This window comes from Streptomyces sp. ATCC 21386, from assembly GCF_018728545.1.
GTDB lineage: Bacteria > Actinomycetota > Actinomycetes > Streptomycetales > Streptomycetaceae > Streptomyces.
This window is the reverse complement of record NZ_JAAVVL010000001.1, coordinates 287,069-303,364: the sequence shown is the minus strand read 5'-3', so window position 1 is coordinate 303,364 and position 16,296 is coordinate 287,069. Positions and strand designations below refer to the sequence as shown.

Annotated in this window: 16 protein-coding genes; 13 read left to right on the top strand and 3 right to left on the bottom strand. The window is 68.9% G+C overall.

What is annotated here, in order from left to right; genetic code table 11:
- Positions 1–5: 5 nt before the first annotated feature.
- The 3 genes from GWK25_RS01425 to GWK25_RS01415 form a co-directional block, all read right to left on the bottom strand.
- Positions 6–677, bottom strand: coding sequence for a hypothetical protein (locus tag GWK25_RS01425; RefSeq protein WP_215448071.1), 672 nt, complete (start codon positions 675–677; stop codon positions 6–8).
- Between the two features lie 150 nt (positions 678–827).
- Positions 828–1,190 carry a DUF4913 domain-containing protein gene (locus GWK25_RS01420; protein ID WP_215448069.1) on the bottom strand — a complete coding sequence of 121 codons (363 nt, stop codon included), beginning with the start codon at positions 1,188–1,190 and terminating at the stop codon, positions 828–830.
- Positions 1,191–1,215: 25 nt separating this feature from the next.
- Positions 1,216–1,749 (bottom strand): hypothetical protein, encoded by a 534-nt coding sequence (locus GWK25_RS01415; RefSeq protein ID WP_215448068.1) that lies wholly within the window; start codon positions 1,747–1,749, stop codon positions 1,216–1,218.
- A 322-nt stretch (positions 1,750–2,071) separates the two neighbouring features.
- On the opposite strand from GWK25_RS01415, the gene GWK25_RS01410 reads away from it, so the two are divergent.
- The 13 genes from GWK25_RS01410 to GWK25_RS01350 all read left to right on the top strand — a co-directional run bounded on the left by GWK25_RS01410 (position 2,072) and on the right by GWK25_RS01350 (position 16,288).
- On the top strand, positions 2,072–3,766 hold the full coding sequence (locus GWK25_RS01410) for a conjugal transfer protein (RefSeq protein WP_215448067.1): 1,695 nt from the start codon (positions 2,072–2,074) through the stop codon (positions 3,764–3,766).
- Positions 3,767–3,822: 56 nt separating this feature from the next.
- Positions 3,823–4,098, top strand: a complete 276-nt coding sequence (locus tag GWK25_RS01405) for a TrbC/VirB2 family protein (protein WP_045558205.1) — start codon at positions 3,823–3,825, stop codon at positions 4,096–4,098.
- 41 nt (positions 4,099–4,139) lie between these two features.
- Positions 4,140–4,622: a hypothetical protein gene (locus tag GWK25_RS01400; protein ID WP_215448064.1), complete on the top strand. Its 483-nt coding sequence runs from the start codon at positions 4,140–4,142 to the stop codon at positions 4,620–4,622.
- A 71-nt stretch (positions 4,623–4,693) separates the two neighbouring features.
- Positions 4,694–7,696: an ATP-binding protein gene (locus tag GWK25_RS01395; RefSeq protein ID WP_251828651.1), complete on the top strand. Its 3,003-nt coding sequence runs from the start codon at positions 4,694–4,696 to the stop codon at positions 7,694–7,696.
- Positions 7,697–7,798: 102 nt separating this feature from the next.
- Positions 7,799–8,314 (top strand): hypothetical protein, encoded by a 516-nt coding sequence (locus tag GWK25_RS01390; protein ID WP_215448061.1) that lies wholly within the window; start codon positions 7,799–7,801, stop codon positions 8,312–8,314.
- A 130-nt stretch (positions 8,315–8,444) separates the two neighbouring features.
- Positions 8,445–10,580, top strand: a complete 2,136-nt coding sequence (locus GWK25_RS01385; RefSeq protein WP_251830807.1) for a hypothetical protein — start codon at positions 8,445–8,447, stop codon at positions 10,578–10,580.
- Between the two features lie 51 nt (positions 10,581–10,631).
- Positions 10,632–11,261, top strand: coding sequence for a hypothetical protein (locus tag GWK25_RS01380; RefSeq protein ID WP_215448057.1), 630 nt, complete (start codon positions 10,632–10,634; stop codon positions 11,259–11,261).
- 37 nt (positions 11,262–11,298) lie between these two features.
- Positions 11,299–11,907 (top strand): hypothetical protein, encoded by a 609-nt coding sequence (locus tag GWK25_RS01375; RefSeq protein ID WP_215448055.1) that lies wholly within the window; start codon positions 11,299–11,301, stop codon positions 11,905–11,907.
- Positions 11,904–13,121, top strand: a complete 1,218-nt coding sequence (locus GWK25_RS01370) for a hypothetical protein (protein WP_251828650.1) — start codon at positions 11,904–11,906, stop codon at positions 13,119–13,121. The genes GWK25_RS01375 and GWK25_RS01370 overlap by 4 nt, the downstream gene beginning before the upstream one ends.
- A gap of 51 nt (positions 13,122–13,172) precedes the next feature.
- Complete coding sequence (locus GWK25_RS01365) at positions 13,173–13,802, top strand: hypothetical protein (protein ID WP_215448054.1); 630 nt, start codon at positions 13,173–13,175, stop codon at positions 13,800–13,802.
- A gap of 34 nt (positions 13,803–13,836) precedes the next feature.
- A complete protein-coding gene (locus tag GWK25_RS01360) occupies positions 13,837–14,466 on the top strand; it encodes a hypothetical protein (protein WP_215448052.1) in 630 nt (209 codons plus the stop codon).
- Positions 14,463–15,575, top strand: a complete 1,113-nt coding sequence (locus tag GWK25_RS01355) for a hypothetical protein (RefSeq protein WP_215448050.1) — start codon at positions 14,463–14,465, stop codon at positions 15,573–15,575. Before GWK25_RS01360 ends, GWK25_RS01355 begins: the two co-directional genes overlap by 4 nt.
- Entirely contained in the window at positions 15,572–16,288 is a 717-nt protein-coding gene (locus GWK25_RS01350) for a hypothetical protein (protein ID WP_251828649.1), read from the top strand. Before GWK25_RS01355 ends, GWK25_RS01350 begins: the two co-directional genes overlap by 4 nt.
- The last annotated feature ends 8 nt before the right edge of the window (positions 16,289–16,296 follow it).

The following is a 16,296-nucleotide window of genomic DNA, read 5'->3' as shown; positions in this document are numbered from 1 at the left end:
CAGGCTCACTCCCCCGATTCTTCGGAGGCGCCGACGTCACCCAGGCCGAAGATGTCGAACCCGGAGACCACCCACTTACCCCGGTCCTCCTGGACGGTCACGAGCCATTCGTTGGACTCCGTGGTCGACTGCCCGCCCGCGGTGACCGTCGACGTCGCCTTGACCAGGCTGGAGATCGTCCGTCCGCTGCCGCGCACCAGATCGTCGGAGATCACCGCGTCACGTACGACGACGGCCGTGCCCTTGGACTCGCACTGCTCCGCCTGGCAGGTCGCCCACGCCTTGCCGGAGGGCAACCTGGTCAGCTGCTTCATCCGGGTGTCGTCGGTGGTCAGTTCGAGCAGCGGGGGAACCCAGGTGACGGCGTTGCTCTTGTAGTCGTAGGTGCTGATGCCGGCCATGTACTTCGCCATGACGGTATGTGCCTCGTCCACCTCGGAGAGCGGGACGATGGGAGTCGCCTCGGCGTCGCCCGGTTCGTCCGAGCCGGAGTCCGCGTTCCCACCGCCGGATCCCGGCTTCCCCTCGGACGGCGCTGCGGACGCCGCGTTCTGGCCGGCCGAGTCCTCGTCGTCCCCGTCGAAGACGATGAACACCGTCAGCGCGGCAACCAGCAGAGCGCCGAGCACCGCCAGTGCCAGCAGTGCCGTGCGCTTGTTCTCGGCAGGCGACTCCACGGTTCCCGCGTCTCCCTCGTGCTGTGCCGGTACGGCGGTCGGGCGCTGACCGGGACACGGTAGGGGGAGGTGGGGGCGCAAGAGGCTCGGATTTTCCCGGCGGGGAATGGGTCGGGAAAGGGAATCGAACGCGGGGAAAGCCCGAGGGCGTCACTCCGGCCGCGGATCCACCGGCAGGGGATCGAACGGGTACGCGGTGTGCCCGTCCTTGGGCGAACAGGCCGCGAACGGGCCCGAGTCGGCGTCCATCAGCACACGCAGATGCGGGTCGGCATGGTGCAGCCACCACGTCGACATGCCGAGCGCCGGGTCCTGACGCAGGTGCTCCCACGCCAGCCAGAGCGCGGAGAGCCGGGCACCGGCCTCGGGGTGCTCCCACCACTTGGGACACCAGGTCGCCGACGAGCCGTTGACCCGGCGACGCACCATCTGCGCGAGATAGTCGGAGACGAATACGTAGACGTCCGCGAAGTAGAACTCCGGCTCCGTGGAGTCGGCTTGGGTACCGGTCATCGTTCCACTCCTGCGGGTTGGGCGATCAGGACAGGACGATACCGAGCAGCAACAACACCACGACGATCGCGCCCATCACGATCCGCGCCGTCGGATCCTCGCGTTCCCACAGGTCGTGGACGAGGGCCCAGCCGGTCAGCCGCGCGGCGCGGCCACCGTGGAGGCCGGGCTGCTCCTGCTCGTCCTCGTCGGTGTCCTCGGCATTCGCCGGTGCCGTTCCGGGCTCGGCCTCGGCCTCGGGGTCGGCGTCGAAGCCGACCGGCAGGCCCTGCTGTTCCTGGGCCACCAGCACCATCTGTTCGAGGAGTTCGGGGATCGTGTTGGGGGTCAGAGGATAGGCGAAGGTGCCGTACGGCGTCTCGACGCACAGCCGTGCCTGCCACGGGTTGCCGGGCTCGTAGCCGTCGACCCAGGCACGGTCGGCCGGGAAGACCTGAGGCATCGGTGCGACGGCGGGGGCAGGAACTGGTGCCTGCTGGACCGGCGGGGTCTGCTGGGGAGCGCCCCAGGTGCCCGGGTCGGGCTGCGGCGGCTGGGGGTGCCCGTTGTGGTCGGTCAACTGTCGTCCTTCGCCGGTCCGTCGGGTCCAGGTTGTGTGCGGGAACGTCGTGCGTACGCGGACGCGCCCCAGCGCATTGTGGGCCCAGCGCGGTTCGGGACGACCAAGCGACTCCCCGGCGTGTCCCTGACACTTTTCCCGAACACTTTCCCGAACTCCGCCCTCGCGGGAATTCCCGTCTCCCTGCGAGGAATTCGGCGGCGGCCAGGTGACAGGTCTTTGTCACACTGCCTGCGCACCTGGCTGGGCCAGGGCCCGTCGTGCGGTGCGGTCGTGCCCGCCGAGGCGGACGGGGAACCGACTCGCTGGAGTAACCGACTCGATGACAGACCACAACAGCCCTGCTGGCGCGGTCGGCGGAGGCCAGCCTTCCGGCCAGCCCGGGTCCTTCGGTCCTCCTCAGCAGCCCCAGCAGCAGGCCTGGCAGGCGCAGGGCCACGGGCAGCAGCCCTCTGCCCAGCACCAGGTCCAGCCCCCTGCCCCGCAGCCCTCCCACCCCCAGCCGCAGCAACTCCCCTCCGACGCGGCCCGCGCGCAGGTCGCCGCTGCCTGGGTGCGCAACACGCCCCAGGCCGGACAGGCCGCCGTACCGGCGCTGCCGCCGCGCGAGACGCGCCCCGCGAGCGAGTCGAAGAAGGAGAAGCGCGAGCGGGAGCGGGCGGCCCGCAAGGCCGCGTACGAGCAGAAGAAGGCTGCGAAGGAGCAGCGCAAGAACGGCGGGGCGCCGGCTGCCACCGCCCCTCCCGCGGCCACTACCGTCACCCACGCGCCGCAGGCGCCGGCCGCAGGCAACCAGACCCTCACCCTCGGCACCCGCCCCGGCGCCCCGGCCGCTCCCACCCCAGCCACCGTCGGCGCAACCGCCCCGGCCACCACCGGCGGAACCGCCTCCACCGCTGCCGGGTCCCGCCCCACCCGCGACTTCGACGTCCCCAAGCCCGGTGGCCGGGCACCCGCCGGCGGGCGCCGCACGCACGTCGCACTGCGCGCCACCCTGCTGATCACCACGTGCGTGTTCGCGCTGGGCTCGTGCGGTGTGATGGGGATGGTGGTCGGCGCGTCGTCGAGTTCCGTCACGGCGGGACTCGACTCCGACGACGCCGCCAAGTACCGCCTCACCGAGTTCCCGACGCAGCAGGCGGCGACCTTCGCCGAGCAGTACGCGCTGCTGTGCATGACGTACTCGCCGGAGACGGAGGCGGACCGCCGCGAGAACCTGGCCCGCTACGCCTCCTCCGGCGTCGACTCCGAGTGCGGCTGGAGCGGTGAGGGGTCCAACACCGCCCTGTCCGCCGTCTGGGACGGCACCCTCGAAGAACTTCCCGAGTACGGCGACCGCGGCCGCTACCTCGGTATCCAGGTCCGTAGCGAGGACGGCTCCCTGACCACGCTCACCGTGCCCGTGTACGTGAAGGACCTCGCGACGGGCGAGGGTCTGCGCGTGGCCGGCGACGTCGGCCAGATGCCGCTGCCCGCCCGCGCCGACGTGCCCGAGATCAGCAAGGACGAGGTCGTCGACGACGCACTCGCGGCACAGCTCCAGGAGAAGGTGCTGCCTGGTTACTTCGAGGCATGGGGGGCCTCCGACGCCACGGCCATGGCCCGCTTCGCCGCTCCCGGCGCCACCCAGGTGGCCACCGCCGGCCTGGCCGGCCGGCTGACGGACCCGACAGTCGACGACGTGGTCGCGCTGGTGCCCAAGAACCTCCAGGGCGCCGATTCGTACACCTACGGCAACGACCAGGCCGTGCAGCTCCGTGTGAGCGTCACCTGGGCCGACGCCAAGGGCGCGACCGTGCGCCGCGCGTACCGGATGACCGTCGTGAACACGGCGCAGGGCTGGTTCATCAAGGACATCCGCGGCGGCGTGCTGGACGCGGAGGGCGGCCGGGCCGACTCCGACGAGCAGACCGTGCCTGAGCAGGGCACCGGCGGACCGTCGGCGTCGCCCTCGGGCTCGGCGTCGCCTTCCGGCTCGTCCAAGCCGTCCGGGGACGACAAGCCCCAGAAGCCCTGATCCTCTACGCCCCACCTACATCGCTCGCTCTTCACCACCCGAGAGGAACCACCACCATGTACCTGGCCGCCGACGGCGACGGAACCAACAAGATGAAGGAGATGTTCGGCGAGGTGCAGTCCATCCTCACCAGCGCCGGCACGCTCGTCGCCGTCATCGCCCTTCTCGTCCTCGGCATCCGCATGCTGATGTCGATGAAGCGTGGCGACGGTATGCGCGAGGCCTTCCAGGGCTTCGGCATGATCGCGCTCGCCGCCCTGGTCATCGGTGGTGCCAGTGGTCTCGCCGGTCTCCTCATCTCGCTCGGCGACCAGATCGGCAACGGAAGCTGACGATCCGTCACTAAAGCTGCCAAAGGGAGGAGTTGATCGTCGTGGCGCAGGACGCGCCCGAGCCACTGGTCGCCTACGACCACACCGATCTGGTCAACCGGCCGAAGCGGATCTGGAACTGGGGCAACATTCCCCTCCCGGGCCTGCTGCTGCCGGCGCTGGGTGCGGCCTTCGGCTTCGGGCTGGTGTGGCTCATCGCCATGTTCACCCTGTCCGCGTTCCTCCCCTTCCTCGGCATGTCGATGCTCACGTCGGTCCTCTACTTCGGGCCGCCGTTCGCCGTCTACTTCGTCTGGGGCCGGCCCCTGCCCTCGGCACTCACGCTGAGCCAGCAGCTGGTGGTGTGGACCGACTGGTGGTTCCAGCCCAAGCGGCTGCAGGGGCTCTCCGCCGATCAGGAACCGGAGGAACTGCACTGGCAGGTCATCCTCTGGAACCCCGGAGGACCTCGCTGGCAGGCCCGCTACGAAGACGCCCGCAGGGCCGCCGCCGAACGCGGTACGGCCTTCTCGGCACCCCGCTGAACCGCTGAACAGGCCGTTCTCCCCGCTCACCCACCCCCGTACCAAGCCGACTACCGCAGGATGACTCCTCCATGTCCATGTTCCTGTTGATCCTTCTGGTCGGGGCGGCCGCCTTCTTCGTGGTCGCCATGATCATGGCCGCCACGTCGAGCAAGAAGCCGGGCCAGGGCGGTGGCGGTGGTCGGGCGAACTCGTCGGCCGGCCGTTCCAGGTCGTCCTCCGGAGCCGGTGCCTCGGCACGTCGTGAGGACCTCCGGCTGCCGTACCGCTACGCGGACGACATGATCTTCGTCCACGGCGATTCGGTGTGGACCGGCCTCGTCCTGCCCAACGCCATCGACGAGTACCTGAACGCCCAGGAACTCCAGGCGATGGCCGAGGGTCCGCCGCGCGGTCTGCTCAACCTCGCCCGAGGTGACCGCAACGTCGAGTGCCACTACCGCAAGGTCTACCAGCCGATCACCGCACTGACCTGGGCGGAGGACCTGAACGCGGTCGCCTGGGACCCGACCGACAACTACAAGGCCTACAACCTGCGCAAGGCCGAGTACCAGGAGCGCATCGGCGCCAACCGGGAGCGCAACGTCCTGCTGGTGAAGCTGGGCTCGCTCAAGCGCAACAGCGGCGGCTCCGGCGTGATGTCCGAGGACGACGAGCCGTACGACGAGCCGGGCCTGCTCCGCGGCGTACGGGGCGCCGCCGACCATGTGGCCGCCACCGCGACCGGGGTCGCCGACGAGTATCTGTCGCCCTCCGTCGTCGCGGAATGGACGCAGGTGGCGACCGAGGTCCACGAGAGCCTGGAAACCCTCCGGGGCACCCCGCTCACCCGCGAGGAGCTTGTCTGGCTGATCCGCAAGCCCCTCCACGGCGACCTGCCAGTCCCGCCCGAGCCCGTGCTCGGCTCGCGCGCCTGGGGCCCCAACGCCTTCGACCTCGTCGTCGACTTCTCGGGCGAGAACCGCAAGACGCACATCGTCCTGAACCAGTACGACGAGGTCACCGGCGAGCAGCAGACCAGCTACACCACGACCCTGGTCGCCGCCAACTGGCCCGCCGAGACCCGCTTCCGCCAGTCGACAGCCTGGGCCCGGTACGCCGCACAGCACGTGGACTTCCCGGTCGAGATCGACATGCGGTTCACGCTCATCCCGTACCTGAAGTTCAAGGACCGCGCCGACAAGATCCGCGGCAACCTCGTCGACGAGATGAACGACATGGCCAACTCCGGTCGTACCCCGGACACCAAGCTGGCCCACCAGGTCACCCGCGCCCAGGAGCTCGTTGACGACATCGAGGAGCACAAGATGCCGGGGATGGAGGCGCAGATCCGCTTCACGATCTCGGCTCCGAGCGTGAAGGAGCTGGAGCGCCGCCGCCGGGTCCTGGAAATGCAGTTCAAGCAGGACCTGAAGGTCACGCTGCTCCGTCCGACGCGCCAGCAGTGGCGTCTGCTCCAGTCGCAACTCCCGGGTGACGCGCCGAAGCTCCCTATCGCTCCGTATCTCCGGCTCCAGGAAGTCGAGCAGCTCGGGGCCGGACTCCCCACCGCAGGAACGGAGTTGGGCGACAACCCCGAGCACCGCTCCGGAAAGCGCCTCGGCTGGGTCGGCAACCTGGTCGGCTGGGCGGGCAAGATGCCGGTCCACTACTCGCTACACGTCGGCCCGGCCCGCAACGACGGCGGTGGCCTCGCCATCGTCGGCGCGTCCGGCGGTGGCAAGTCCTCCCTGGCCCTGCAGAAGTTCTACGAGGAGTCCGAGTCGGGCGTCCGCTGCCTGGTCATCGACCCCAAAACCGACTTCGCCCAGCTCTGCTACTACCTGGCCTTCGGCTCCCAGGTGAACGACCCGGCGTTCACCTCCGACGCGGAGGCGGGCCTCCTCGGGACCCCGCAGAGCCGGTTCCAGCCGGTGAACCCGGAGTTCTGGGCGGAGACGGAGGTCGTCGACCTTCTCAAGGGCCAGGCGGGCGTCCTGGACCCATGGGTGATCGCCCGCGACGTCCCGGCCGGCCGTCTGCTGGCCGAGTCGATGCTGCGCGGCTTCCTCGGCGACGAGGACTACCAGCGCGTACGCCTCCCCGTCATCGAGGCGATGGCCACGGTCGTCGGCCGCTACAACTCGGCCATGCGCCAGGCGGTCGACCAAGGCCTGACGGCCCGGGACGCCGACGCGCAGGTCCCCCGCCCGACGCTGTGGCAGGTGGTCGACGAGGTCGTGACGGCGTACGAGCAGGCGCTCGCCTCGGGCGACCGGGAGGCGACGAAGGACCTGAAACTCGCGCAGATGCTCCTCACCGAGCTGCGCACCCTCCCCTACGCCCGTCTCGCCTTCTCCGAACAGCCCCAGCCACTCTCGGCGATGCGCAAGCGCCGTACGGTGATCACCCTGCGCGGCTTCCAGTCACCCGCGGCCTCCGACCCGCGCAGCTGGAACCCGGCGGAGCGCCTGGCGGCGACGGCCCTGATGGCGGTCGTGGAGCTGGGCAGCCAGATGCTCGACGTCGGCTACGAGAAGAACCCGGTGACGGGCGAGATCGGCCTGCGCCCCAAGGCGTTGTTCGTGGACGAGGCGTACGTCGTCACGGCCACGGAGTCGGGCCGCGACCTGATGCGCCGCGCCCTGAAGCAGGGCCGTTCGTACATGGCCGTGACCGTCCTGATCACCCAGCAGGCCATCGACCTCGTCCAGATCGAGGACTCCGAGGCCCGCAGCGGTGGCGCCAACCAGATCCACACGGTCTTCGCCTTCAAGCAGAAGTCGGCGCAGGAGGCGTCCCTGGTGGCTCCGCTGCTCGGCCGCCCCGAGGACGACCCGAAGGTCGTGGCCGCGCTCCAGGAGCTCCGCACCGGTGTCTGCCTCCAGCGCGACGCCGACAAACGCGTCGGCACGGTCGCCGTCGACCTGGTCTTCAAGGAGATCCTCGCGGCCACGGACACCAACGGCACGACCCGCCCGGCCCGCCAGGGCGTCAACCCGCCGCTGAGCGTGTGGGACTGGACGTTCCTGCAGGAGGCGGCGGAGGACCCGGCAGCGGCTCGGTCCGCGCCTCCGGAAGAGGCTGCCGCATGAGGTGTCTCGATCTCGCGTTCCCCTCCGACCATCGCATCCAGGACACGCTGGTGCGTGGCCGCGTACTGACCGACTACGTCTCCGAGTAAGGCAGAGCACACCATGCGACTGAAGCGTGCAGTAATCGCTGGCACCACAGCTCTCGCGGCCCTGGTCCTTGTGACCGGCTGCGGTGAGGACGACCCGATGGCGGACCTCGGGCTGCCCTCCGCCTCGGACATGGCGTCCCTGGCCTCGCTGATCAACGAACACGCGGCCTGTCAGGATCTGGAAACAGACCCTGCGGACTGGGACTACATGAAGGACGAGGCGAAGAACCCCGCGTGGGGCATCAAGGAACGCGCCCACTGTGAAGACGAGCATGGCGACGACATCACGCTTCTTCTCATCGACGACATGCGGAAGTTCCAGGAGCAGAGCGCCAAGGGCGAGGAGTCGTGGCAGATCGGCCAGGACTTCGCCATCGCCCCGGTGAACGGCGAGACGGTCCACCAACTCGCCGAAAGCAAGATGATGGCCCTGTCCTGCAGCCCGGATCTCACCGTGCCCAGCGGCTACAAGAAGATCGACGGACTCGTCGACGGATGCGTGGTGACCGACTACCTCGCGGACTCCTGACGCAGACCGGACCCGCAGCCGTGCTCCTTTCCCTTCCCTGTCTCCGTTAGGACCGAAGATGCCCTCGCGCAACGCGCTGAGCCGCCGCATCCGAAAAACCGGCGCAGCCGTCCGTGCCGGCCTCTTCCTGGTGCTGGCGCTGATCGCTCTCACCCTGGCCGCACCGACGTCAGCGTCTGCGGACTTCACCTGCGACTTGACCGGGGACGAGACCTATCACCAGGACTCCCCGGGCAGTAACGGCGAGGACTTCATACCCGGGGTCGCGCAGTGGGCCACCAAGCCAAACGGCGACCTCCTGAACAACGAAGAAGGAGCCCACACCGATGACCTCAAGGTGAAGCCGAAGGATGCGGGCAGCTACACCCTGTACGAACTGAACGGCATGCGGGGCCTCAACTGGTCCATGACCTTCAAGGACGAGAAGGACGCGGCCAAGAGCAACGGCACACGGTTCAGCGGGGCTGATAACTGTGAGTTCATGACCTATGTCAACAACGGCATGGCGAACATCATCTTCTACGGCACCAAGGTCCTGACCCGTTTCTCCATCTCCATCAAGGAGATGGCCTCCAACCCGAGTCCCTTCGCCAGCCTCTACTCAGGACGGGACAACGTCGTCGCGACGCTCAAGTCCCACGTCCTCGAACCCGCCGTACCCGTGATGATCGTGCTGGTCGGCTTCTGGGTGTTCACCAAGTGGCGCAAGGGCGACATGCGCGAGGTCTGGGCCGGGATCTCCTGGACCGCGTTGACCACAATCGCGGTGCTGGCCTTTCTGGGCGGCAACAACAACTACAACCTGTTCGTATCAGGCGCCGACAAATGGATAGCGGAGGCCAATTCGGCGCTCACCTCGGCCGCGCTGTCCAGTGTGTCGGGGACGGCGCAGCCACCCTGCGATCTGAAGGACGACCGACCGAATGAGGGTCTTCGTCTCTCCAGTTGTGCGATGTACGACACACTGGCGTTCCGCCCATGGGCGCTGGGCCAGTTCGGACAGCCAGGCAGCACCTGCATTTTCAGGAAGAAGAGCGACGGATCGACCGTCGTCAACGGCTACTGCCCGGCCAAGGTCCCGGACGGGGTCTCGATGGGAGTCCCAGAGGCCGGTTGTTACTGGGGCACTGAGGGCAGCACACGCTGCGCGGATCTCCGTGTGCGCCAGGCCGTCACCCAGTCCACAACCAACATCGACAGGGACGGACTCGACCAGTTCAAGGACTGGCAGCTGATCCGCGGAGACATCGCCAAGGGCACGTATTACCCGGTGGCGTTCTCCGACTGGACAGGCAAGAACGCCACCGACCGAGTGGGCATAGCCTTCTACTCACTCATCGCCTCCTTCATCGTCGGTGTGATGGTCATCGTGCTCAGCGTGCTGACCCTGCTCTGGCACGCGGTCACACTGATCCTGGTCATCATGCTGCCGCTGGTCGCCACACTCGGTATCCACCCCTCGCAACAGAAGCTGCTCAAGGGCTGGCTGGAGACGTTCATCCACAGCTTCGTGCTACGGGCGGGCTTCGGCGTGATCCTGACCGTCCTGCTCGTCCTCTACCAGGTCATCCTTCCGGCCCAGGTCGCTCTTGGTACACAATTGCTGATGCTGGTCCTGGTCACCGCCGCGGTTGTGATGATGCTGAAGAAGCTCCTCGCCGGGAACTTCAGCCCCGAGTTCGCGGGCGGCGGCGGTGACGCGCTGGGCATCCGGGAGGCTGCGGGAGCCGGGAGCGACAAGCTGGTAGCCACGGGCGAGAAGGCAATGGCGAATGCGCCCAAGGTAACCGGGAGAGTCGCGGGCACGGCGGCCAAGGGCACGGCCTGGGCAGTGGACCGCGCCATCTTCAAGGGCAAGGGACGCGGCAAGATGCAGCAGAAGGGCTGGCTCGGCCAGTCCAAGCGCGAGCAGAACCAGTCCGCGTACTGGGCGAAGGAGGACGCGCGCGTTGCCCGAGCGGACAGGGCAGCAGCCCGCGCGGCGAACAACACCAACACGCCGTCACCCCAGCCGGAGCCGGAACAGGAGCCGGAGGGGCAGGATTCCGCCAACTCCAGGCGCAGCGGACGCGTCAGCGGTTCGAGCGGCGCGCAGACCCAGCAGCCGTCGCCCAGGCCCGCACCGAGCCCCGCGCCCACAACCCCCGCACCGCGCCAGGAGCCGGACCCACAGCCGGCACCGCGCCGGGTCGCTCCGGCGGATCCAACTCCGCCCGCACCGCGACCGGCCCCACGGGACCCGCGTGACCCGAGTGGTCGCGTCTAGTCGGCCCCGTCCGCCCGCACCCGGCGCCGCCCCACTCCGAGGAGCCAGCCCATGCCTGCCCTGACCGCCGACCGCACCCCCGACCAGCTGGTCGGGGAGATGCAGCGGCTCACCGGCGTGGACTGGCCCACGGTCTGGGCGGGCGCCCCTGCGGACGTGGAGAAGCGCGCGCACTGGTGCGCGGGCTTCGGCTGGTACCCCCTGTGGTTCCAGTCCGGCCTGCGCGTCCGCACCACGCTCGGCAGCCGCCTGCACCTCGTCTCACCCGGCCCGGCCCTCCCCGTGCCCCGCGTCGAGTACACGCTGTGGGCGGCCCGGTCGCGGGACCTGTCAGAGAACGACCGGGTCACGGACCTCAGCGAGAGCCGCTGGCAGGCCCACTTCGACGCACTGCGCGGCTACCTGGGCAACCCGACCCACCACAGCACGTGGGACAGCCCGGACTTCCCGGAACTGCCCGGCCCGCAGCCCTGGCCGGACACGCACTGGCGCACGGAGCACCGAGACCCGTACCGCGTCGCGGTGTGGCGCTTCCTTCCACCGCACGCACCCCTTGTGGAGTTGCGGATGACGCTCGGCGCGGTCACCGGGCGCGGCCCGGTACCGGCCGATGCGAGGATCGTGCTCGCCTGCCACGACCCCGCCCACGCGGACGCGGAGCGGCAGGCACGGCGCGGATGAACCGGAGCCGGCCAGTAGACGAGGAAGGCAACAGACGATGACGACGCTCAGGATCGACCGCAGCCCTGACCAGCTGGCAGAGGAGCTCAGGGGCCTGGAGCACGTGGACTGGCCCGCGGTCTGGGCGGGTCCTCCGAACCCCGGTCAGGCGCTGGACGACTGGTGCGCGCTGTTCGGCTGGAAGCCGACCTCGGCGGAGAGGGTGCTGACAGTGCGTAGCGCCACGGGGCAGACCTTCGTGCTCGACCCCGTGCGCGAGGCCGGCTGGGCTCCGATCAAGCAACTGGGCTGGACGAGCTGGCAGCAGTCGGCCGACAAAGTCTCCGAGAACGACGAGGTCCTCACGCAGGCATCCGAGAAGTGGGCCGCGTACCTGGCTGCCGCACGCCCTGTGCTCGGTGAACCTGCCTTCGCCGGGGCCTGGGACGACCCTTCCTTCCCGGAACCACCGCACGACCGGCACTGGCTCATGCCCCGCGACATCCGCCTGGAGGACATGGACCCCTATCGCATGGCTGTGTGGCGCGAGAGCGGCCCTGAAGGGCGCATCACGGTTCTGACCGTCAGCCTGGGCGCCGCTCTGGAACCCGGCGAGCTTCGGCGCGCACTCATCAATGTCGACTGCTACCCGCCGGAGGCTGCGTGATCCAGGTACACGTGTCGGGCCAAGTCCTCGACGACGCCCGAGACCGACAGCACACCGGCGAGGCCGCACCGACTCCTGACGAGGTCAGGAGAATCTCGAAGCGGTTGCGCGCAGGCATCGCCCACCTTCCGGACAAGGAATACACAGAGCAGCTCCGCAAGCGGCTGAGGGAGTTCGCTGCTGAGCAGGACATGGAACTTCCCACTCCCGACACCCGATCGGCGTTCTGGTCCTACCGGTTGGAGGACCACCCGACAGTCGACGTGGAGGCTGGGGAACAGCTTCAGAGCATGCACGTAGCGGCGGCGTACACCGAGGCTCAGAACTCAATAGTCGAGGACACTCTGCGCTATCTGGAAGGCACGCCCGGCGGAAAGGCATTGGGCGAGCTCCACCTGTGGGATGCGAACGTGCAGAGGGCGCTGAAACTGGACCGGGACACGGGCACGGCCCTCGCCTACGACGCCTGGGGCGCCCTCTCCCAGAGATACGCGGCCACGACCGAGACCGAAGCCCTCTTCTTCATGGCCGAGCTCAACCCGGGAGCCGTCGCCTACCAGACGGAAGCCCCGCAGCTCCGCCGAGACGGCAAGCTCGACATCATCGACTTCATGTATCCGCCGCCGATGGGCAAGTACGCGGACCTCGCTCCGGAAACCCAGGAGCTGCTGGCCTCCCGGGCAGTACGCGCCCAGGTCCACACCTTCGGATACGACGAGAACGACCCCAAGTACACGCCGCTCACCAAGGCCGGCCACCTCGACCTGGAGCACCTGAAGTCGCTCCCCACTCCGGAGGCCCAGCGCGCTGCCGTCCTCGAGGTCTGCGCCCGCGTGGCGGCCATGGACGGCCCCGCCCGCGCGGCCGACGTCGAGAAGTACGTCGAGGAGATCAAGGTTCTGCGCCCGGACCACGAAGTGGCCCTGCCCAACTCCACGGATCTGGCCTGGGCGCACGAAGCCCGTGCTCAGGCCACCCCGGTGGTCAGCACCCACGGCGCCTTCCTCCCCGGCGTGGAAGTGAACGCGAGGACCGGCCCGCAACAGATCCAGCCGCCCGAGCCCTCGGCGTCGGCCATCGCAGGCGCCCACTTCCTGCCCGGAGTCACCCTCAAGCCCGTACCGGCCCCAGCCGCCCAAGTCCCGAGCACCGCCACAACCTCCCAAGCCCCTCCCGCCCCCGAGCAGGTGCGCGGCCCGACCCTGGCCGAGTGATCAAACCGCCGCCGTCCCCTGCCGCACCGCCCCACACCTAGGAGCCACCGCATGCCCGCCCTGACCGTCGACCGCACCCCCGACCACCTGGTCGAGGAACTGGGGCGGCTCATCGGCCTGGACTGGCCCGCGCTCTGGGCCGGAGTACCGGAGGACGATGAGGAATTGGCGTCCTGGTGCGCCGGTTTCGGCTGGCAGCCGCTGTGGTTCGAGGCGGGCCAGCGGGTGCGTACGGCACAGGGCGGCCAGCTGCACTTGGCGTCGGTCGCCCCTGGTCGGCCCATCACCCGGGTGGAGCACGTCCTGTGGTCGGTCCGGTCCGGCTCGGCGGCGGAGAACGCGCCCGTGATGTCCCTCGTCAGCCGCAAGTGGCCCAGCTACCTCGCCGCTGCCCAGGCTGTCCTGGGCACGCCTGTCTGGTCGGGCGACTGGGACACCGACGGGTTCCCGGAGCCCCCCGGACGCGCGTACTGGCGCGACGAGGAGTGGCGCCGGGAGCACCGCGACCCGCACCGCCTCGCCGTGTGGTTCCCCCGTACACCGGGCGCGCCCATGTGCGCGCTCAGGGCGAACCTGTCGGCGGGTACGGCGGCCGGGTGGGGACCCGGCAGTGCGACGATCTCCCTCGCCTGCCACGGCCCAGCCGACCCCGACGACGACGGCTCCGGCTGGCTGCTGTGACAACGAGGAACAAGAGGAACCAGAGGTACTGATCATGGGACTCTCCGCTTCGGGGCCGCAGAACCGGACCCCGCAGGAACTGATCACCGAACTGCGCGGGCTGTCGGACGTGGACTGGCCGACGGTCTGGGCCGGCCCGCCCTACCCCGGCAAGGGCCTGGACATGTGGTGCGCGCAGTTCGACTGGGTACCGACGAGCTTCGAGCGGGTGCTCCAGATCCGAACCGACACGGGCGGCTCGTTCACCCTCAACAACCTCGGCGGCAGCTGGGCACCGGTGACCCACGTCAGCCACTGGCTCTGGGGAGCGGGCGCCGAAGCCGTCGAGGACAACCCCGAGGTGCTGGCAGAAGCGGCACGCGTATGGCCTCTCTACCTGACAGCCGCCTGCGCAGTCCTGGGAGAGCCGACCTGGGAAGGCGCCTGGGACGCGGAGGACTTTCCCGAGAACCTCGGCAATCACGACGTCGGCTCACGTGAGTACCGGCACGCACAGCAGAACCCCCACCGCCTGGCGTACTGGATGCCCCGGGAATCGACCGGTTCCCTGGTGGTCCTGGAGATCTTCCTCAAGGGGAACACCGCCTCGCGGGCCCCACGCGCTGGTGCCGCCAACCTGTCCGTGAAGTTCCACCCGCGCCCGGTCGACATCGGAGCACTGTGAGCCCACAACCGATACCCAGGTACATCGAACGACTCGCTCTCAAAATCGCCAACGAGGAAGCTGCGGAGGCTCATAAGGCAAGCACCCTGGAGGGGGCCCAGGCCATCCTCGATCGCCTCGAAGCGGAATCCGAAGCAGCGGGCTTCGGGTCCGTCAAGACATACATCGAGGCTCTGAGCAGGGATCCGAAGGGCGTCGAACCCCCGGAGGGGACCAACCCCACCAGCGCCTTCTGGTCTCACGGTGTCGAGCACCCGGATGCACCGCTGAACTGGAGGAACGAGAACTTCCTCGACAACCGGTACGTCGCCGAAGCCTGGGCCAGGACCCAGAACAAGCGACAGCTCGGAACAGCCCAGACCCTGGAAACCACAGAGGGCGGCCGACAGCTGAACCGGATGTACCTCTTCGAGGACACGGTCCGAGAAGTACTCGGTGGCGACAGCCAGGGCTTCACCTACGAATGGGCCCGCGGCGTCTGGGCCAACATCTCCGAGACCTACGCCGCCGCAGCCCGCGGCCAGGTCATCGTGTTCGCCGAGTCCGCCCACACGCGCTCGATCCTCTACAACCAAGAGCTCCCCGCCCTGCACACGAATCCGTACGTCGGCGTGGACAACGTCAAGTTCGCCTACGCGCCTAGCAAGCAGTGGCCGGAAGCGTCACGGAACGAGATCGGCGCGCACCAGATACGCGCGCAGGTACAGGTCGACGACCCCACCCTGCCGCACTACGTCGACGTTGCCGCGTACGCGAAACAGGATCCCGTCGAACGCCAGGAGGCGCTGGCCGCCGAGTGCGCGTCAGTGACGGTCGAACGCAACGCGAGAGCAGCCGCGAAGGCGGCGGCCACCTCCACCACGAACGAAACGGAGGTTCCCGAGGCCGAAGAAGCGACCGCTGCCGAGTCCGAGGTTCCCGAAACGGTTCCCCTCACCGTCAAAGATCCGGTCCGGCCCCAGCCGTCGGCCCACATCCCTGTCTGGCAGGTCGGATTCAAACCCGTACCTGTCAAGAATGAAGCACGCGCCTCTACCCCGGCGGCCGGCCTCACGGACCCGCCGGTCCCGGACCTCGGAAAACAAGCCACAGGCACAGGGCTGGAATGACCACGAAGACGAGCAAGCAGCCAAAGACGGGCACAAAGACGAATCCCAAGGCGGACACGCGGCCGCAGCCGAAGCCGTCTGACCCTGATCCGGTCCGCCCGACATCGCCCGCGGCGAGCCTCCGCCGCCTCCTCCGCCAGGACAAGACCGACCCCTGGGCCGTACGCATGCTCCCCCGCATCGTCTTTGGTCTGGCCGCCGCCTACACCCTCTTCACCATCGCCTCCCAGAGCGGCTCATCCTTCGTGATGGTCTGCGCCACGCTGCTGCTCGGCGGAGCCGTCTGGCTGCTCCGTCGCCGCACCCAACTCCTCCTCGCCCTCGCCTCAACGGTCCTCGCCGCAGCCTTCAGCGGCTACTTCTCCGCGGCCGGCGACTCGGCCCGGATGAACACGAGCGCAGCCGTCACCGGAACGGCGGCCTTCGGCTACTGGGCGCTGGCCGGAATGGCATTGCTGGGCGCGTGGATGGTGAAGGAGCACCCGGGGCGGCGCGGGGTCACGGTCGTGATCGCCGATGTGATCCTGGTCATCGGCTCCGTCGTCGGCATGTTCGTGCCGGAGGCGGGCGTGCCGATCGGTTTCGTGGGTGTACTCGGTGTCCTGGCCTTGCGCGGCGCATCCGCGAAGGCCATGACAGCCCGGGTCAGAAGGTTGGGCAGGGCGATACGTCGGCCGCGTCCTCGTGACGCCCGGAAAACGGCGGACAGTTGAGGCTTCTG